Genomic DNA, 15075 nt, shown 5'->3' on the forward strand with positions numbered 1-15075 from the left:
CCTGAGGAGAAGCCTGTGTCCCTACGCCGCCAACTGATCGTCCGCTCCCTTGCAGTCGCCGCAGCGCTCGCCGCGGCCGGCGCACCCGGCCTCGCGCTCGCGCAGGCCAAGCTCAAGGTGGCGGCGGTCTATACCGTGCCCTTCGAGCAGCAATGGGTCGGCCGCATCCACAAGGCGCTGAAGGCGGCGGAAGCGCGCGGCGAGATCGAGTACAAGGCGACCGAGAACGTCGCCAACGCCGACTACGAGCGCGTGATGCGCGAGTACGCGCAGGCCGGCAACCAGCTGATCCTGGGCGAGGTCTTCGGCGTGGAGGCGGCGGCGCGCAAGGTTGCCAAGGACTTCCCGAAGACAGCGTTCCTGATGGGCTCGTCGCTGAAGCCGCAGGCGCCCAATTTCTCGGTCTTCGACAACTACATCCAGGAGCCTGCGTTTCTCTCCGGCATGGTCGCCGGCGGCATGACCAAGAGCAACAGGATCGGCATGGTGGGCGGCTTCCCCATCCCCGAGGTCAACCGGCTGATGAATGCCTTCATGGCCGGTGCGAAGGAGACCAATCCGAAGGTGGAGTTCAGCGTGAGCTTCATCAACAGCTGGTTCGATCCGCCCAAGGCCAAGGAAGCCGCCTTCGCGATGATCGACAAGGGAGCCGACGTGATGTACGCCGAGCGCTTCGGTGTCAGCGACGCGGCCAAGGAAAAGGGCAAGCTCGCCATCGGCAACGTGATCGACACGCAGGACAAGTACCCCGACACCGTGGTCGCCTCGGCGCTCTGGAACTTCGAGCCCTCGGCCGACCGGGCGATCAAGCTCGTGAAGGAAGGCAAGTTCGTCGCCGAGGACTACGGCCCGTATTCGATGATGAAGCACAAGGGTTCCGAGCTGGCGCCGCTGGGCACATTCGAGAAAAAGGTGCCGGCCGAGATCGTCTCCAAGGTCAAGGCCAGGCAGGCCGACATCCTCTCGGGCAAGTTCACCGTGAAGGTGGACGACAGTCAGCCGAAGTCCACGGCCAAGTAAGCGCGATGAGGCCTTCTTGCTCCCTCTCCCTCCGGGAGAGGATTGGGGTGAGGGCACCGGGCGGTGGATAGCCCTCGACATCAGCAACCGTCCGGTCCCCTCACCCCCGCCCTCTCCCGCAAGCGGGAGAGGGAGCAAGGGTGCGTCCTCTCGCTGCGCGGCATCACCAAGCGTTTCGGCACCCTGGTCGCCAACGATGCGATCTCGCTCGAGCTCGGCGCCGGCGAGGTGCTCGCGCTCTTGGGCGAGAACGGTGCCGGCAAGTCCACCCTGATGTCGATCCTCTTCGGCCACTACACCGCCGACGAAGGCGGAATCGAGGTCTTCGGCCGGCCGCTCGTGCCCGGCCAACCCAGGGCCGCGCTGGCCGCGGGCATCGGCATGGTGCACCAGCACTTCACGCTGGCCGACAACCTGAGCGTGCTCGACAACGTGACGATGGGGACCGAGCCCTTGTGGCAGCCCTTTTCCCGTCGCGGCGCCGCGCGCGCCAGGCTGCTCGAGGTCTCGCAGCGATTCGGCCTGCCGGTGCAGCCGGACGCCCGGGTGGGCAGCCTGTCGGTGGGTGAGCGGCAGCGCGTAGAGATCCTCAAGGCGCTGTACCGCGGCGCGCGCATCCTGATCCTGGACGAACCGACTGCCGTGCTCACCCCGCAGGAAAGCGAAGCGCTGTTCCGCACGCTTTCGCAGATGGTGGCGGACGGGCTCTCGATCATCTTCATCAGCCACAAGCTCGACGAGGTGCTGCGCGTCTCGCACCGCGTGGCCGTGCTGCGCGGCGGCAAGCTGGTGGCCGAGGCACCCACGCGGGAGACCACGGCGGCGCAGCTGGCGCTGTGGATGGTCGGCCATGCGGTCGAGGGCGTGAAGCGCACGCCGGCGCGGCAGGTGGGCGATGCCGTGTGCGTGCTCGACCATGTGCGCACCGCCGGCGAAGGGCATGACCGGCTGCTCGATGTCTCCCTGAGCCTGCGCGCAGGCGAGATCACGGCCGTGGCAGGCGTTTCAGGCAATGGCCAGGTCGCGCTGGCAGAGCTGCTCGGCGGCACCCGCCGCGCCACGAGCGGCAGCGTGCAATTGATGGGCCGCACCCTGCCCGCCTCGCCCGCACGGCTGGTCCGGCGCGGGGTCGCTCGCATCCCGGAAGACCGGCATGCGGTGGGTGTGGTGGGCGACCTTCCCGTCTGGGAAAACGCGGTGTCGGAGCGGCTGCGCAGTGCGGCCTTCTCGCGCTGGCTCTGGGTGCGGCGCGCAGCGGCGCGCGCCCATGCGCGCCGTATCGAGCAAGCCTTCGACGTGCGCGGCGCCGGGCTGGACGCGCCGGCGCGCGCGCTCTCGGGCGGCAACATGCAGAAGCTGATCCTCGGACGGGCGCTGCTGGCCCCGGACGCGGCGCAGAACAAGACCGCGCGCCTGATCGTCGCGCACCAGCCCACCTGGGGCCTGGACATCGGCGCAGTCGCCTACGTGCAGCAGCAACTGATCGCGGCGCGAGACGCCGGCGCCGCGGTGCTGCTGATCTCCGATGACCTGGACGAGGTGCTGGCGCTGGGGGACCGGGTCGCCGTGATGCACGGCGGGCGCCTCGGCGAGCCACGCGCGGCTTCGGCGTGGACCCGCGAGGCAATCGGGCTGGCGATGGCGGGCTCTCCTGCATGAGACTGGAGCGCCGCCACGAGACCTCGCGCGCCGCGATGCTGCTGGCGCCCATGGGCGCCGTCGGCTTCACGCTGCTGGTCAGCGCACTGCTGGTGCTCTGGGCCGGCGCGCCGATCGGCCGCACCTATGCGCTGCTGCTGCAGGGTGGCTTCGGCTCGGTCTTCGCGTGGAGCGAGACGCTGACCCGCGCCACGCCGCTGATCCTCACCGGCCTCGCGGCCACCGTAGCCTTCAAGGCCCGTCTCTTCAACATCGGTGCGGAGGGGCAGTTCTACGGCGGCGCGCTGGCCGCGGTGGCGGTGGGCGGCCTGCATGGCGGCACCGGCTTCCCGTTGCCGCCGTGGCTGCTGTTCCCCCTGATGATGGCCGCGGCCGCGGGCGTCGGTGCGCTGCTGCTGCTCGGGCCTGCGTTGATGAAGAACAGGCTGGGCGTGGACGAGGTGGTGACCACGTTGCTGATGAATTTCATCGTGCTGCTCGCGGTCTCGGCCCTGCTCGACGGACCGATGAAGGACCCGACAGCGATGGGTTGGCCGCAGAGCGTATCGCTGCAGCCGGAGCTCGAGCTGGGCAGGTTGGTCGCGCAGACCCGCGTCCACACGGGCCTGCTGTGGGCCGGCGCGCTGGCGGTGCTGGCCTGGGTGCTGTTCAAGTACACGGTGGCCGGCTTCGACATCCGCGCGCTGGGCGCCAACCCGCGCGCCGCGGCCTTTGCCGGCGTGCCGGTCACGCGCACCGTGGTGCTGGTGGCCTTGATCTCCGGCGCACTGGCAGGGCTGGCCGGCGCGATCGAGGTCGCGGGCCGCACCAGCTACGTCACGCTCGACCTGTCGCCCGGCTACGGCTACAGCGGCATCGTGATCGCGATGCTGGCCGGGCTGCATCCGCTGGGCGTGCTGGCCGCGGGCGTGTTCGTAGCCGGCATCCAGGTCGGGGCCGACACGATGAGCCGTGCCATCGGCGTGCCCACCTACATTGCCGACGTGATCGTGGCGGCGTCGTTGATCGCGGTCCTCGTTGCCACGCTGCTGACGCAATACAGAGTGCGATGGAAATAGCCGAGATCCTCTCCAGCCAGGCCTTCTGGGTGGCCGTGCTGCGCATCGCCACGCCACTGATCCTGGGCACGCTGGGCGTGCTGCTGTGCGAACGAGCGGGCGTGTTGAACCTCGGCATCGAGGGCATCATGGTCGCGGGCGCCTTCGCCGGCTGGCTCGCGGTGTATGCAGGCGCGCCGTTGTGGGCAGGTGTGATGGTGGCGGCGCTCACAGGCGCGGTGTTCGGGCTGCTGCATGCCTTGCTGACCGTGGGCCTTGCCCTGTCGCAGCACGTGTCGGGGCTGGGCATCACGCTGCTGGCAACGGCGCTCAGCTACTACGGCTACCGCGTGAGTTTTCCCAAGGTCAGCACACCCCCCACGGTCACGCCTTTCGCGCCGATGGAGTGGCTGCCCATCCCGGTGCTCGACACGCAGACCCCGCTCACGCTGCTGGCGTTGCTGCTGGTGCCGCTGCTCGCCTATGTGCTCCACCGCACGCCGCTCGGGCTGGCGTTGCGAATGGTCGGCGAGAACCCGCAGGCCGTCGAGGGCCAGGGCGTGTCGGTTGCGGCAGTGCGCACCGGCGCGATCGTCGCCGGATCGGCGCTGATGGGCGTGGCGGGCGCCTTCCTCACGCTCTCGGCCTTCAACGCCTTCTTCTTCAACATGGTCAACGGCCGGGGCTGGATCTGCGTGGCGCTGGTGGTGTTCGCCTCGTGGCGGCCGGGCAAGGCCCTGCTCGGCGCCCTGCTGTTCGCCTTTTTCGACGCGCTGCAGCTGCGGCTGCAACAATCGGGCGACGCGCTGCTGCCGTACCAGCTGTACCTGATGCTGCCTTATGTGTTGTCGATCGTGGCGCTGGTGCTGGTGGCGCGCAAGGCCGGCTATCCGCAGGCGCTCATGAAGCCTTATCGCAAGGGAGAACGCTGAACATGCTCGATCTGCTGGTCCACAACGCCACCCTCCCCGATGGGCGGGGCGGCATGTCCATCGCCGTTCAGGACGGCCGCATCGCCGAAGTGAAGGCAGGGCTGGACGCACCGGCGCACGAGAAGCTCGACGCCCAAGGCCTGCTGGTCGCTCCGCATTTCGTCGATCCGCACTTCCACATGGATGCCACGCTGAGCTACGGCTTGCCCCGGGTCAACGAAAGCGGCACGCTGCTCGAAGGCATTTCACTGTGGGGCGAGCTCAAGCCGCTGCTGACTGCCGACGCGCTGGTCGAACGCGCCATGGCGTACTGCGACTGGGCGGTCGCCAAAGGCCTGCTCGCGATCCGCAGCCATGTGGACACCAGCGACCCGAGCCTGCTCGCGATCGATGCACTGCTCGAGGTCAAGAAGCGCGTGGCTCCCTACCTGACGCTGCAGCTGGTCGCCTTTCCCCAGGACGGCGCCCTGCGCACTCCGGGCGGCATGGACAACCTGAAGCGCGCGCTCGACAAGGGCGTGGACGTGGTCGGCGGCATTCCGCACTTCGAGCGCACCATGGCCGATGGCGCCGCCAGCGTGAAGCTTCTGTGCGAGCTGGCGGCCGGGCGTGGGCTGCCGGTGGACATGCACTGCGACGAGTCGGACGACCCGCTCTCGCGCCATATCGAGACCCTGGCCTTCGAGGCGCAGCGGCTCGGGCTGCAAGGGCGCGTGACGGGCTCGCACTGCACGTCCATGCATTCGATGGACAACTACTACGTGAGCAAGCTGCTGCCCCTGATCGCGGAGGCCGGCGTCGGCGTGGTCGCCAACCCGCTGATCAACATCACGCTCCAGGGCCGGCACGACACCTACCCGAAGCGCCGCGGCATGACGCGCGTGCCCGAACTGATGGCGCAGGGCGTGAACGTGGCCTTCGGCCATGACTGCGTGATGGACCCGTGGTACGGCATGGGGTCGGGTGACATGCTGGAGGTTGCGCACATGGGCCTGCACGTGGCGCAGATGACCAGTCAGGAGGGCATGCGCCGGTGCTTCGACGCGGTGACGGCCAACGCCGCGACAATGCTCGGGCTCTCGGGCTACGGCCTGGAGGCGGGCTGCGACGCGAGCTTCGTGTTGTTGCAGGCGCGCGATCCCGTCGAGGCGATCCGGCTGCGCGCGCCGCGGCTCAAGGTCTGGCGGCGCGGCCGGCTGCTGGCAGAAACGCCGGCCGCGACGGCAGCGCTGCATCTGCCGGACCGGCCAGCGGCGACGAGCTGGATGCAGCCGCGGACCTGAGCGCCTCGCATCCTCATCGCGATCGGCACTTCGGTGCGGCGACCGGGCGCGCCACGTGCGCGCCAGGCGCGTGCGGTCTTGCTTCAGGTCGAAGGCGCAATGGCCTCGGCATATTCATACAGGGCACCGAGAAGTTCCTCGCCGCGCTCGTCGGCTGTCTCGGCCAGCGTGTCGATTTCGGCGAAAAGCTGATCGACGTTGCGCGCCCCACCTTCGCCTTCGAGCAGGCGCGCAGCGCGGTGCGCTTCCCAACGCTCGGCCTCCTCGGCATCGAGCGTGTCGGGAAAGTTGCGCGCGCGATAGCGGAACACCAGCTCTTCGAGCCGCGGATCGTCGAAGCCGGTGCGCGCGCGCGCCAGCTCCTCGGGCGACAGGCCGCGCAACTGCGTGAGCCGGCGGCGGTCGCCATTGCCGACGAAGCCGCCATAGAGGTCCTCGTCGACATCGGGCGTCTCTTCGCGGGGCCGTTCGTAGACCTGCGGCCAGATCGCGCTCATGTCGGGCAGGGCCGCCGCCAGCGCGGCGTGGCGCATCGCCGCATCGAGATCGATGCCCCAGCGCGTCGCCATGGCCGGGGCCAGCGTCTTCAGGTTGCCGACCACCATCGGCGACTTGTTGAGGTGCACGCCTTTCAGCGGCAGGCGCAGCACGCCTTCGGGCAGGTCGGCGCTGCGCGTGAAGAGGCGCAGTCGCAGGGTCGCGATGTCGAGATCGCGAAGTTCGCTCGGGTCGTGCGCGAGGTCCCAGGCCAGCAGTTCGTTCTTGTTGGTCGGGTGGCTCGCCAGCGGCCACATCACGGCGAGGCAGCCGCGGTCGGCCGGGAACATGCCCGAGACGTGCAGGAAGGGCCGTGCGGTCTGGCGCATGGCGGGCAGCCCGAGCTCCGCGGCGACGCGGTCCTTCTTGCGCAACCCCAGCGCGAAGTCGAAGAGCTTGGGCTGGCGCGTGCGGATGAGGCGCGCCACGGCGATGGTGGCGCGCACGTCCGACAGCGCATCGTGGGCCGCTTCGTGCAGCAGCCCGTTGGCGCGCGCCAGGTCTTCGAGCCTGAAGCTTTGCGAGCCGTCTTCCTTCTTCGGCCACTCGATGCCCTCGGGCCGCAGCGCATAGCACAGGCGCACCACATCGAGCAGGTCCCACCGGCCGCACTCATCCTGCCACTCGCGCGCGTAGGGGTCGATGAGATTGCGCCAGAACAGGAATCGCGTCACCTCGTCATCGAAGCGAATGGTGTTGTAGCCCACGCCGATGGTGCCGGGCTGCGAGAACGCGGCTTCGATCTGCGCAGCGAACTGGTGCTCGGGCACCCCGCGCTCGAGGCACAGCTGCGGCGTGATGCCGGTGATCAGGCAGGACTCCGGGCTCGGCAGGTAGTCCGGCGCAGGCTTGCAATAGATCATCAGCGGCTCGCCGACCTCGTTGAGCTCGGCATCGGTGCGAACGCCCGCGAACTGCGCCGGCCGATCGCGCCGCGGCACAACCCCGAAGGTCTCGTAGTCGTGCCAAAGAAAAGTCTGCTTCGTCATCAAGATACTTTCTCCCTCCTCTTTCTTACGTTCGCGTCCTTTGCGTTCGGACGCCCGCTCCCGACCCCACCACCTACAGAAGCGGCGAGAACAGCCGAGCAGTTGCATCGCCAAGACGGCGCAGGAAACGCTGGGGCCGCTGGCCACGAATCGCTGCAGCGCTGTGCAGGTCGGTCTCGAACTGCGCAGCGAGGGGCACGGCGAGCGCCGGGCCATAGATCACGGCGCACACCTCGAAATTGAGCCTGAAGCTGCGATTGTCGAAGTTGGCGGTGCCGATCATCGCGCAGTTGTCGTCGACCACCAGCGTCTTGGAGTGCAGCATGCGTGCCTTGTACTCCCAGATCTTGACCCCCGCGGCGATCAGTTCGTCGTAGTACGAGCGCGCGGCTGCGCTCACGATGAGCGAATCGCTGCGGCGCGGCACCAAGAGGCGCACATCCACGCCGCGCAGCGCAGCGCTGGTCAACGCCATCAGGCCAGGTTCGCCCGGCACGAAGTACGGTGTTGTGAGCCAGGCTCGGTGCGCGGCCGAATGAATGGCCGCGACGTGCATGCGATGAATGGCTTCGAGACCGCTGTCCGGGCCGCTGGTGACGATCTGCACCGGGATGTCGCCTGCGCCATCCTGGCCCGGCAGACGCGGCAGCAGGAGGTCGAGCGCATGATTGATGCGACGCGGGTCCTCGCCGGTGGCGTAGGTCCAATCTTCGAGGAAGGTGGTCTGCAGCCAGCGCACCGCGCTGCCTTCGATGCGAAGGTGGGCATCGTGGTAGGCGTCGGTCCGGATGCGGCGGTCTTCCTCGTCGGTGATGTTGACGCCGCCGGTGAAGCCGACGCGGCCATCGCACACCACGATCTTGCGGTGGGTGCGGTAGTTCGTCACCGGCCGCAGCCGACGTCCGATGCGGGTGTCGTGGAACAGCGCGACTTCGATGCCGGCCTCGAGCATGGGCGCCATGAAGCGGCGGCCGATCCGCTTGGAGCCCAGCGCATCGAGCAGCAGGCGCACGGTGACGCCGTTGCGCGCCCGCTCGATCAGCAGGTCGCGCAGCGCCGTGCCCGTCTGGTCGGGCTCGAAGATGTAGTACTCGAGGTGGACGTGGTCGCGCGCCTCGCGGATGGCCTCAAAGATCGCGTCGAAGGTGCGGGCGCCGCCTGACAGCAGTTCGGCGGCTGTCGCGCTCGATACCGGCAGGCCGCAGGCCGCCGTGCCGAGCGCGGCCATCTGGCGCAGCGACGGCGGCGCCCGCTCGGCCGCCGCGCGCAGGCTCGCCACATCGGCAGGCGCCTGGGCAATTGCGCGGCTGCGCAGCCGCTTGAGGCGCTGCTTCTTCAGGCGTTGCGGCCCGAGGAAGTAGTAGATGAGGAACCCCGCGAAAGGCAGCAGCGCCAGCGAGAGGATCCAGCTCATCGTCGAGACCGGCGCCCGCTTCTGCATCACGATCCAGACGGAAAGCACCGCAATGTAGCCACTCCACGCGAGGGAGAGGCCGGTCTTCCATTCCTGGCTGAGCTCGGGGAGGATCAAGGGGCGAAGAGGGGTTCGTGCAAAAGAAAAGGCCGGTAGCGCGAATGCTACCGGCCTTGGGACGCTGTCCCCAACGATCGCAGATCAGCCCGTGGCGGCCTCTTCGGCTTCGGGCTTGGCGCGCCCTTCCTTCTTCGTCAGCGGCTGGATGTCCAGTTGGACCTCTTCCTTGTCGTCGAGGTCGACCGTGAGACGGCCGCCTTCCTGCAGGCGTCCGAACAGCAGCTCGTCGGCCAGGGCGCGACGGATCGTGTCCTGAATCAGGCGCTGCATCGGGCGGGCGCCCATCAGCGGATCGAAGCCCTTCTTGGCCAGGTGCTTGCGCAGCACGTCGGTGAAGGTGACATCGACCTTCTTCTCGGCCAGCTGCGTTTCGAGCTGCAGCAGGAACTTGTCGACCACGCGCAGGATGATCTGCTCGTCGAGCGACTTGAAGCTCACGATCGCATCCAGCCGGTTGCGGAATTCCGGCGTGAACAGGCGCTTGATGTCGCCCATCTCGTCGCCCGACTGGCGCGGGTTCGTGAAGCCGATGGTCGCCTTGTTCATGGTCTCGGCGCCCGCGTTGGTGGTCATCACGATGATCACGTTGCGGAAGTCGGCCTTGCGCCCGTTGTTGTCCGTCAACGTGCCGTGGTCCATCACCTGCAGCAGCACGTTGAAGATGTCCGGATGCGCCTTCTCGATTTCATCGAGCAGCAGCACCGCGTGCGGCTTCTTCGTGATGGCTTCGGTGAGGAGACCGCCCTGGTCGAAACCGACGTAGCCCGGAGGCGCGCCGATCAGCCGGCTCACCGCATGGCGCTCCATGTACTCCGACATGTCGAAGCGGATCAGCTCGATGCCCATGATGTAGGCCAGTTGCTTCGCCGCCTCGGTCTTGCCGACGCCGGTGGGGCCGCTGAACAGGAAGGAGCCGATCGGCTTGTCGTCGCGGCCCAGGCCGGAACGCGCCATCTTGACGGACGAGGCCAGCACCTCGAGCGCCTTGTCCTGGCCGAACACCACGCTCTTCAGGTCGCGTTCGATGTTCTGCAGCTTGCCGCGGTCGTCGTTCGAGACGTTGGCCGGGGGAATGCGCGCGATCTTGGCGACGATTTCCTCGACCTCGCTCTTGCTGATGGTCTTCTTGCGCTTGTTCGCGGGCAGGATGCGCTGGGCGGCACCGGCTTCGTCGATCACGTCGATCGCCTTGTCGGGCAGGTGACGGTCGTTGATGTACTTGGCGCTCAATTCTGCCGCGGCCTGCAGCGCAGCCACGCCGTACTTCACACCATGATGCTCCTCGAAGCGCGACTTCAGACCCTTCAGGATGTCGACCGTTTCCTGCACCGTCGGCTCGACCACGTCGACCTTCTGGAAACGACGCGACAGGGCCGCATCCTTCTCGAAGATGCCGCGGTACTCGGTGAAGGTGGTCGCCCCGATGCACTTGAGCGCGCCGCTCGACAAGGCGGGCTTCAGCAGGTTCGAGGCGTCCAGCGTACCGCCCGAGGCGGCGCCGGCACCGATCAGCGTGTGGATTTCGTCGATGAAGAGGATTGCGTTCGGCTTGTCCTTGAGGGACTTGAGCACGCCCTTCAGGCGCTGTTCGAAATCGCCGCGGTACTTGGTGCCGGCCAGCAGCGCGCCCATGTCGAGCGAGTACACGTGGGACTCGGCCAGGATTTCCGGCACGTCGCCCTGCGTGATGCGCCACGCGAGGCCTTCGGCGATCGCGGTCTTGCCGACGCCGGCTTCTCCGACGAGGAGCGGGTTGTTCTTGCGGCGCCGGCACAGGATCTGGATCACGCGCTCGACCTCGTATTCGCGGCCGATCAGCGGGTCGATCTTGCCGTCCTTCGCCATCTGGTTGAGGTTTTGCGTGAACTGCTCGAGTGGGGACGACTTCTCGTTCTTCTCGCCGCCGCCTTCTTCACCTTCGGAAGCGGATTCGCCGCTGCTCTTGGTGGCTTCGGGCGGATCGCTCTTCTTGATGCCGTGAGCGATGAAGTTCACGACGTCCAGGCGCGTTACGCCCTGCTGGTGCAGGTAGTAGACGGCGTGCGAGTCCTTCTCGCCGAAGATCGCGACCAGCACGTTGGCGCCGGTGACTTCCTTCTTGCCGTTGCCCGTGGACTGGACATGCATGATGGCGCGCTGAATCACGCGCTGGAAGCCGAGCGTGGGCTGGGTGTCGACGTCGTCGGTACCCGCCACCTGCGGCGTGTTGTCCTTGATGAAATTGGTGAGCGACGCACGCAGGTCGTCGACGTTGGCCGAGCAGGCGCGCAGAACTTCCGCGGCACTCGGGTTGTCCAGCAAAGCGAGCAAAAGATGCTCCACCGTGATGAACTCGTGGCGCTGCTGCCTGGCTTCGACAAAAGCCATATGCAGGCTGACTTCCAGTTCCTGGGCAATCATGAGATTTCCTTTTGCCTTGCTGTTAATAGATTTTCAGATGGGTTGGAGCGCGATTTATTCAACCGGTTCACTGACGCATTGAAGCGGATGGCCGGCCTGGTGCGCCGCCTCCATCACCTGATTGACCTTGGTGGCCGCCATGTCGCGAGAATAAACGCCGCAGATACCGCGCCCGTCGAGATGGATCTTGAGCATGATCTGGGTGGCGGTTTCCCGGTCCTTGTTGAAGAACTCCTGGATCACGACGATCACGAACTCCATCGGCGTGTAGTCGTCATTGAGCATCACGACCTGATACATCTGCGGCGGCGCGGTCTTCTGCGGGCGCCTCTCGATCACGACCGCATCGCCATCGTCCCGCCCCGGCGTCACTGCCGGGGGACTGGGAGGAGTCGAGGGGATTTTGGTAGCCATGAAAATCATTTTATCGAGCCGCCCGCAGCTTGCAGCGCCCGCGGTGGAACAACTGGTGCCAGCTTTGTGACATTCAAGACGCGGGTGCTTGGATTGCCACTAAAAACGCATGCAAGCAGCGTGCCCCTCCGAGCAGATTTGGTGCCGAGGCGAAGAAAAAAAGCCCCGGCGCCTTTGCGGTGCCGGGGCGTGGGAGCTGCCAGCGCGTCGCGCGGCACGATTTACATGTTGTCGATCATGACCTGCCCGAAGCCCGAGCAGCTCACCTGGGTCGCGCCGTCCATCAGGCGCGCAAAATCATAGGTGACCTTCTTGCTCGCGATGGACTTTTCCATGGAGCGGATGATCAGGTCGGCAGCCTCGGTCCAACCCATGTGGCGCAACATCATCTCCGCCGAGAGGATCTCGGAGCCGGGATTGACATAGTCCTTGCCGGCGTACTTGGGCGCCGTGCCGTGGGTGGCTTCGAACATGGCGACCGTGTCGCTCAGGTTGGCGCCCGGAGCGATGCCGATGCCGCCGACCTGGGCCGCCAGCGCGTCGGAGACGTAGTCGCCGTTCAGGTTCAGGGTGGCGATAACACTGTACTCGGCCGGACGCAGCAGGATCTGTTGCAGGAAAGCGTCGGCAATGGAGTCCTTGACGGTGATTTCCTTGCCGGTCTTGGGGTTCTTGAACTTCATCCACGGACCGCCGTCGATCAGCTCGGCGCCAAACTCCTTGGCCGCCAGGCCGTAAGCCCAGTCACGGAAGCCACCTTCGGTGAACTTCATGATGTTGCCTTTGTGCACGATGGTCACGCTGGGCTTGTCGTTGTCGATCGCGTATTGGATCGCCTTGCGCACCAGGCGCTCGGTTCCTTCGCGCGAGACCGGCTTGATGCCGATGCCGGACGTGTTGGGGAAACGGATCTTCTTGACCCCGAATTCGTCCTGCAGGATCTTGATGAGCTTCTTGGCCTTGTCGCTCTCGGCTTCGAACTCGATGCCGGCGTAGATGTCCTCCGAGTTCTCGCGGAAGATCACCATGTGGGTCTTGTGCGGCTCCTTGACCGGGCTGGGCACCCCCTCGAAATACTGGATGGGACGCAGGCAGACGTACAGGTCGAGTTCCTGGCGCAGGGCGACGTTCAGGGAGCGGATGCCGCCGCCGACAGGGGTAGTCAGCGGGCCCTTGATAGAGACCACGTAGTCACGCACCGCATGGAGGGTTTCCTCCGGGAGCCACACGTCGGGACCGTAGACCTTGGTCGACTTCTCGCCGGCATAGACCTCCATCCAATGGATTTTCTTCTTGCCGCCGTAGGTCTTGGCCACCGCCGCATCGACCACCTTGATCATCACCGGCGTGATGTCCAGGCCGGTGCCGTCGCCCTCGATGAAGGGGATGATCGGCTGGTCAGGCACATTGAGGGAGTTGTCGGCATTGACAGTGATCTTCTGGCCTTCGGCCGGGACTTTGATGTGCTGATAGCTGGACATGAGAGTGAAAACTCCGGGGGATGAAATGAAGGCAGGAAGACACTACGTTTCCAGCCGGCTGAATAGCCGTAGAATTTTAGACGCAACCTGAGGAGCTGGAAGGCTTGTCAACCGTGGCCTTATAGCCCTCGTTGTTGACGGACCTTCTGCTGGACGGGAGGCGTTTTCAAACCATTTCCACACAGAGGAACCTGTAATGAGCAAAGTTCTCGCAGTCATGATGGCCGGCTTGTTCGCCACCGCCGCATTCGCGCAGACCCAACCCGCCGAGATCAACCCCCAGGGTCAGGGCAAGGCGGCTGAGCGCGCCGAAACGAGGAGGGCTGCGAAGCCTGCTGGTCAAGTCAAGGCTCCCGCTGGAGACCAAGGCAAGGTTGCAGAAGGCAGCGGCGGCGTGACCGCCACCGGCGCCGACAAGGCCGCCCAAGCCCGCCGCGATTCGCGCGACACACGCCGTCCCGCCAAGGGCGGCGGCAAGAAGCCGGTGCCTGCTCAAGGCGGTACGCCTCAGTAAGCCATCCGGCTCTGAAACAAGAAAAAGCGTTCTTCGGAACGCTTTTCTTTTTGGCCTCTCGGTGCACCGTCAACTGGCGATTCCCCGCCGCCGTTGAACGACCGCGTCCTCGAGGATCGCCATTCCATTCCCGAAGTTTCCTATGTTCCAGCGCCTGTCCGTCCTGCTCGCCCTCTCCGCCGCGTTGCTCGTGCCCGCGCACGCTCAGCAGCCACAGACCGATCTGCAGCGCGTCAGGCTGACCGCGGGCATGTACCAGATCGACGCCCAGCTCGCCGAGACCCCGGTACAGCGACAGATCGGCCTGATGTTCCGCAAGGAGATGCCCCAGAACGAGGGCATGATCTTCGTGTTCGAACAGCCGGCCACCCAGTGCTTCTGGATGCGCAACACCCTGCTGCCGCTGACCGCCGCCTTCGTGGCCGACGACGGTCGCATCGTCAACACGGCCGACATGAAGCCGCAGACCGACGACTCCCATTGCTCCGAGGAGCCCGTGCGCTTCGTGCTCGAGATGAACCAAGGCTGGTTCGCCCGCAAGAACATCAAGAAGGGCACCAAGCTGAACAGTGAACTGTTCTCGAGCAGGCGCTGAGCGCACCGGCCCATGAAAAAGCCGACCCGCGGGTCGGCTTTTTTGTGGCAGCGGGTCGGCTCAGCCGAAGTTCTTTGCCGCGAATTCCCAGTTCACCAGCTTGGCCAGGAAGGTCTCCACGAACTTCGGACGCAAGTTGCGGTAGTCGATGTAGTAGGCGTGCTCCCAGACGTCCACCGTCAGCACCGGCGTATCGCCCGTGGTCAGGGGCGTGCCCGCGGCGCCCATGTTGACGATGTCCACCGCGCCATCGGCTTTCTTCACCAGCCAGGTCCAGCCGGAGCCGAAGTTGCCTACGGCGGACTTTACGAAGGCCTCCTTGAACGCCGCGTAGCTGCCCCACTTGGCATCGATCGCCTTGGCAAGTGCGCCGCTGGGCTCGCCGCCGCCAGCAGGCTTCATGCAGTTCCAGAAGAAGGTGTGGTTCCAGATCTGGGCGGCGTTGTTGTAGATGCCGCCGCTGGACTTCTTGACGATCTCCTCGAGTTCCATGTTTTCGAACTCGGTGCCCTTCTGCAAGTTGTTCAGGTTCACCACGTAGGCGTTGTGGTGCTTGCCGTAGTGGTATTCCAGCGTTTCCTTCGAGTACTCGGGCGCCAGCGCGTCCAACGGGTATGGCAGAGGTGGGAGGACGTGTTCCATGTCTTTTCTCGCAGGTTGGTTGTGGGATGAAGCATTCT

Annotated in this window: 13 protein-coding genes; 7 read left to right on the forward strand and 6 right to left on the reverse strand. The window is 66.1% G+C overall.

The window, feature by feature from the left end:
- The first annotated feature begins 15 nt into the window (after positions 1-15).
- The 5 genes from G3W89_RS16585 to G3W89_RS16605 all read left to right on the forward strand — a co-directional run bounded on the left by G3W89_RS16585 (position 16) and on the right by G3W89_RS16605 (position 5931).
- Positions 16-1020: a BMP family protein gene (locus G3W89_RS16585; RefSeq protein WP_162575214.1), complete on the forward strand. Its 1005-nt coding sequence runs from the start codon at positions 16-18 to the stop codon at positions 1018-1020.
- A gap of 153 nt (positions 1021-1173) precedes the next feature.
- Entirely contained in the window at positions 1174-2679 is a 1506-nt protein-coding gene (locus G3W89_RS16590) for an ABC transporter ATP-binding protein (protein ID WP_232076820.1), read from the forward strand.
- Complete coding sequence (locus tag G3W89_RS16595) at positions 2676-3737, forward strand: ABC transporter permease (protein ID WP_162575216.1); 1062 nt, start codon at positions 2676-2678, stop codon at positions 3735-3737. The genes G3W89_RS16590 and G3W89_RS16595 overlap by 4 nt, the downstream gene beginning before the upstream one ends.
- A complete protein-coding gene (locus tag G3W89_RS16600) occupies positions 3728-4648 on the forward strand; it encodes an ABC transporter permease (RefSeq protein ID WP_162575217.1) in 921 nt (306 codons plus the stop codon). The genes G3W89_RS16595 and G3W89_RS16600 overlap by 10 nt, the downstream gene beginning before the upstream one ends.
- Positions 4649-4650: 2 nt before the next feature.
- Complete coding sequence (locus tag G3W89_RS16605; protein ID WP_162575218.1) at positions 4651-5931, forward strand: amidohydrolase family protein; 1281 nt, start codon at positions 4651-4653, stop codon at positions 5929-5931.
- An 83-nt stretch (positions 5932-6014) separates the two neighbouring features.
- Here G3W89_RS16605 and sbcB read toward each other — a convergent pair whose 3' ends face one another.
- From sbcB to icd, 5 genes are all read right to left on the reverse strand, one after another.
- Complete coding sequence (sbcB, locus tag G3W89_RS16610; protein WP_162575219.1) at positions 6015-7457, reverse strand: exodeoxyribonuclease I; 1443 nt, start codon at positions 7455-7457, stop codon at positions 6015-6017.
- A gap of 73 nt (positions 7458-7530) precedes the next feature.
- Complete coding sequence (gene cls / locus G3W89_RS16615) at positions 7531-8988, reverse strand: cardiolipin synthase (protein WP_162575220.1); 1458 nt, start codon at positions 8986-8988, stop codon at positions 7531-7533.
- 84 nt (positions 8989-9072) lie between these two features.
- Positions 9073-11391 (reverse strand): ATP-dependent Clp protease ATP-binding subunit ClpA, encoded by a 2319-nt coding sequence (gene clpA / locus G3W89_RS16620; RefSeq protein WP_162575221.1) that lies wholly within the window; start codon positions 11389-11391, stop codon positions 9073-9075.
- Between the two features lie 54 nt (positions 11392-11445).
- The gene (gene clpS / locus G3W89_RS16625) at positions 11446-11805 is read right to left on the reverse strand and encodes an ATP-dependent Clp protease adapter ClpS (protein ID WP_162575222.1); all 360 of its coding nucleotides are present in this window, start codon (positions 11803-11805) and stop codon (positions 11446-11448) included.
- A gap of 221 nt (positions 11806-12026) precedes the next feature.
- A complete protein-coding gene (icd, locus tag G3W89_RS16630; RefSeq protein WP_162575223.1) occupies positions 12027-13286 on the reverse strand; it encodes an NADP-dependent isocitrate dehydrogenase in 1260 nt (419 codons plus the stop codon).
- A 196-nt stretch (positions 13287-13482) separates the two neighbouring features.
- On the opposite strand from icd, the gene G3W89_RS16635 reads away from it, so the two are divergent.
- A complete protein-coding gene (locus tag G3W89_RS16635; protein WP_162575224.1) occupies positions 13483-13800 on the forward strand; it encodes a cell envelope biogenesis protein TolA in 318 nt (105 codons plus the stop codon).
- Between the two features lie 142 nt (positions 13801-13942).
- A complete protein-coding gene (locus G3W89_RS16640) occupies positions 13943-14395 on the forward strand; it encodes a DUF192 domain-containing protein (protein WP_162575225.1) in 453 nt (150 codons plus the stop codon).
- Positions 14396-14455: 60 nt separating this feature from the next.
- On the opposite strand, the gene G3W89_RS16645 is transcribed toward G3W89_RS16640, so the two are convergent.
- Entirely contained in the window at positions 14456-15037 is a 582-nt protein-coding gene (locus G3W89_RS16645; RefSeq protein ID WP_162575226.1) for a superoxide dismutase, read from the reverse strand.
- Positions 15038-15075 lie beyond the last annotated feature (38 nt).

The organism is Variovorax sp. PBL-H6, assembly GCF_901827155.1.
Lineage (GTDB): Bacteria > Pseudomonadota > Gammaproteobacteria > Burkholderiales > Burkholderiaceae_C > Variovorax.